The organism is Ramlibacter sp. (genome assembly GCF_035706265.1).
GTDB lineage: Bacteria > Pseudomonadota > Gammaproteobacteria > Burkholderiales > Burkholderiaceae_C > Ramlibacter.
The window spans coordinates 1-3,507 of the sequence record NZ_DASSVG010000172.1; the positions used below are offsets into that span (position 1 = coordinate 1).

Genomic DNA, 3,507 nt, shown 5'->3' on the forward strand with positions numbered 1-3,507 from the left:
GCGCTTCCTGGGCGTGGCCGCCGCGGTGATCGGGCTGGCGCTGGGCACGTGCTACCTCGCCGCGCCGCAGTGGCTGATGCGCGCCCAGGTCGCCCGCCAGGCGATGGCCGCGCATCTGGACAAGCGCAGCGTGCAGGTGGGCGACACGCGCTGGGCGTTCTACGAGGGCGGCGAGGGGCCGACCCTGGTTCTGCTGCATGGCTACGCCTCCAGCAAGGAGGTGTGGCTGGAGCTGGCGGCCCGGCTCACCCCGCACTTCCACCTGGTGATCCCCGACCTGCCCGGCTGGGGCGAGTCCACCCGCCACGCCGACGCCGCCTACGACATCGATGCGCAGGCGGCGCGGCTGGACCAGTTCATGCGCGCCCAGGGCCTGCGCGGCGCCACCGTGGTGGGCCATTCGATGGGCGGTGCGGTGGCCGGCGTGTATGCGGCCGAGCATCCCGACCAGGTCGGCCGGCTGGTGCTGATCGATGCCTATGGCCTGAAGCAGAAGGAAAACGCCTTCGCCCGCGCGGCGCTGGACGGCGGTGCCAATCCGTTCGACTTTGACGACCGCGCCGGCTTCGCCCGCGCCGCAGCGCTCGCGTTCGCCCGGGTGCCGGACCTGCCCGGCCGCTTCATCGACGTGCTGGTGGCGCGCAACCAGCGTGACCGCGCCTTCCTCGACCGCGTGTTCGACGCGCTGCGCCGGCCTTCGCAATACCTGTCGGTGCAGCAGCGGCTGGACCACCTCAGCATGCCGGTGATGGGCCTGTGGTGCAGCGGCGACCGGATCAGCGACATCTCCGCGCTGGACAGCCTGCGCAACGGCCTGGTCAACGCCGCGGCCATCAGCACCACCACCCTCAACGGCTGCAACCACATGCCGATGCTGGAAAAGCCCGAGCAGACCGCCCAGGTGCTCACCGCCTTCCAGCTGTCGCACTGAGTCAATATTCCCCCTCCGCAATGGAAGCCACGGATATGAAGGGACTGGTGAAAGTATTGGTGGTCGCCGCTCTCGGCGGCGTTGTGCCCCCCATCGTGGCGGCGACCGGGTCAACGGTGCCCGATTGGTTTCATGGTTATTGGCAGATGACGGCCGATGAGGACGGCGGACCGCTGGGAGAGATGATGGAGTTCCGTCCAAACGGAACATATGTCTGGCACGACCCCAACTGCCGCGCGCTCTCGCCGCTACCCTTTCATATCTACGACGGGGACATTTACGTCACTAACATGATCCCTGGCAAAGGGCCTGTGTCGGTCATCTTCCACCCCAGCGCAGACCACCAGCGTTTATCGTTCACTTCGCCACGCACAAAGAACAATGCGTACTACAGGCACCTGACGGGCAATCCCTGCACGAAGTGATCAGCGGAGGTGACGCAAATGCGCGTCACAGTACCCCCGGCAGCAGCGCCCTCACCCGCCGCATGTAGTCCTCATAGCGCGCGCCGAACTGCTCGCGCATCCAGCGCTCTTCCAGCTTCAGCTTGAACCAGAACGACACGCCGACGATGGCGGTGCCGAGCAGGCCGCGCCATTCGCCCAGCGAGAACGTGGTGCCGAGATAGGCCATCAGCAGACCGGTGTAGATCGGGTGGCGCACCCATCGGTACGGGCCGCGCTCGATGAGCTCGTGATCGCGCTTCACCTGCACCACCGCGCTCCAGTTGCGCCCCAGCGTGGCCCGCGCCCAGATCGCGAACGCCACGCCGGCCCACAGCAGCAGCACGCCGAGCAGGGGCAGCCCGTGGCTGGATGGTACGAAGCGTGCGCGCAGCAGCGTGGCCTCGCCACCGCGCCACGGCAGCACCAGCACGGTGCCCACCATCAGCGGCAGCCAGTATTTGAGCAAGCGGGCGAAGAACGGTTCGCTGCGCGCGGTCGACTTCACCGCCCGCGCCTGGATCGCCCAGTACGCGATGAAGACGAACCACCCGGCCTCGATGAGCTTGGCGATGGATGACTGCATGGCGAGCTCTCTCGTTCCTGTCGCGATCGGCACCCGGCGTCACCGGGGCCGGGTGGCGGCTCAAGTTGCAGCTGTCACCCGTATGCCGTGGCGGCGTCAGTCGGCCACATCCGCCACCAGGCGGTCCAGCTCGGCCTTCAGCAGGGCGCCGTTCTGGCGCAGCCAGTCGCGCTGCTCCTGCCAGTGCGGGTAGATCGTCTCGACCAGCGCCCAGAAGCGCGGCGAGTGGTTGCGCACGCGCAGGTGGCACAGCTCGTGCGCCAGCACGTAGCGCAGGGCCGCTGGCGGGGCCAGCGCCAGCGCCAGGTCGAGGTTGATGCGGTCGCGGGTGTCCAGGCTGCCCCACAGGCTTTTCAGCGGACGGATCTTCAGCGCGGTGGGAGCCAGCCCCAGCTGCGGCACGTACTGCGCCAGCCAGCGCGAGACGTCGCGGCGGATCAGCGACTCCAGGTGGGAGGCGAGCAGCCCGCGGGCGACCGGCAAGGCGCGCGTGTGCGGTCGCGGCAACACCAGGGTGAGCACGCCCTCGCCGCTGGCGATGCGCGGATACGGGCCCTCGTCCCAGTCCAGCCACACCCGCTCGCCGCGCAGCGGGATCTCCAGTCCATGGCCGACCCGCAGCGGCGGCAGCGGCTTCACCAACAGGTTCAGCTCGTCCAGCTTCTGCTCCAGCCAGTCGGCGTGGCTGCGCAGGAAGGCGCTGACCTGGGCCGGGTGGGTGCCGCGCGGGTAGCTGACCCGGGCACCCTTGGGGGTGACGGTGAGGCGCAGGCGGCGCGCGCGCGGATGGGCGGCCTTCAGCACGCGGATGGTGCTGCCGCCCGTGGTGGCCAGTTCCAGCCAGTCGCCGTCCAGTTGCTGCGCCATCGGGTCGTGTGCCTGCCGCCTGTGCTGCCGCCGGCGCCGGGGAGCGCCATGGGCCGATTCTGGCAGGGATTGGCGCCGCCGCGGGTGGATTCAAGCGCATGCGGCGCCGGACCGCGTGGCCCGGCGCCGTACGCAGGCGTATGTCAGGCGTCGGCCGGCCGCGGCAGGCCGAACCATTCCTCCAGCTTGGCCAGCAGGCGCTCCAGCTCCAGCGTGAGCAGGGCAAAGCTGGCGTCGGCCTCGGCCGCGGCGTCGGTGTGGCTGTCGCCCATCTCGTCCAGCACCACGTCGAGGAACTTCAGCTTGCGCACGATCAGGTCCTCGCCCAGCACGAAGCTCATGCGGTCGTCGAACACCAGGCCGAGCTGGAACACCTGCTTGCCGTTGCGCAGGTGCTCCTTGATCTCCTCGCTGTCCAGCTCCTGCCGGCGGCACTTGGCGATGGCGCCCGTGGCGCTGCCCGGATCGCGCAGCTCCACCTCGTCGCCCAGCGCCAGGCCAGCCGGCAGGGTGCCGTTGGCGAGCCAGTCGGTCATCAGCACGCGCGGGCCCTCTTCCGGCGCCAGCGGCACGGCGGGGAAGCTGCCCAGCGCCTCGCGGATCTGGGTGAGCGCGTTCTCGGCCGACTTGCGGCTGGAGGTATCGAGCACCAACCAGCCGTGCTTCTTGTCGACGTAGGC

Annotated in this window: 5 protein-coding genes; 2 read left to right on the forward strand and 3 right to left on the reverse strand. The window is 69.5% G+C overall.

Annotation, left to right across the window (positions count from 1 at the left end; genetic code table 11):
• A partial coding sequence (locus tag VFM98_RS06595) for an alpha/beta fold hydrolase (protein ID WP_325109111.1) occupies positions 1 to 931 on the forward strand: 931 nt, incomplete at its 5' end.
• A 20-nt stretch (positions 932 to 951) separates the two neighbouring features.
• Positions 952 to 1,356 carry a hypothetical protein gene (locus tag VFM98_RS06600; RefSeq protein ID WP_325109112.1) on the forward strand — a complete coding sequence of 135 codons (405 nt, stop codon included), beginning with the start codon at positions 952 to 954 and terminating at the stop codon, positions 1,354 to 1,356.
• 25 nt (positions 1,357 to 1,381) lie between these two features.
• Here VFM98_RS06600 and VFM98_RS06605 read toward each other — a convergent pair whose 3' ends face one another.
• The 3 genes from VFM98_RS06605 to VFM98_RS06615 form a co-directional block, all read right to left on the reverse strand.
• Positions 1,382 to 1,960: an isoprenylcysteine carboxylmethyltransferase family protein gene (locus VFM98_RS06605; RefSeq protein WP_325109113.1), complete on the reverse strand. Its 579-nt coding sequence runs from the start codon at positions 1,958 to 1,960 to the stop codon at positions 1,382 to 1,384.
• Between the two features lie 96 nt (positions 1,961 to 2,056).
• Complete coding sequence (locus VFM98_RS06610) at positions 2,057 to 2,827, reverse strand: SprT family zinc-dependent metalloprotease (protein ID WP_325109114.1); 771 nt, start codon at positions 2,825 to 2,827, stop codon at positions 2,057 to 2,059.
• Positions 2,828 to 2,970: 143 nt separating this feature from the next.
• Positions 2,971 to 3,507 (reverse strand): recombination-associated protein RdgC (locus tag VFM98_RS06615; protein ID WP_325109115.1); only part of this gene is annotated, 537 nt, incomplete at its 5' end.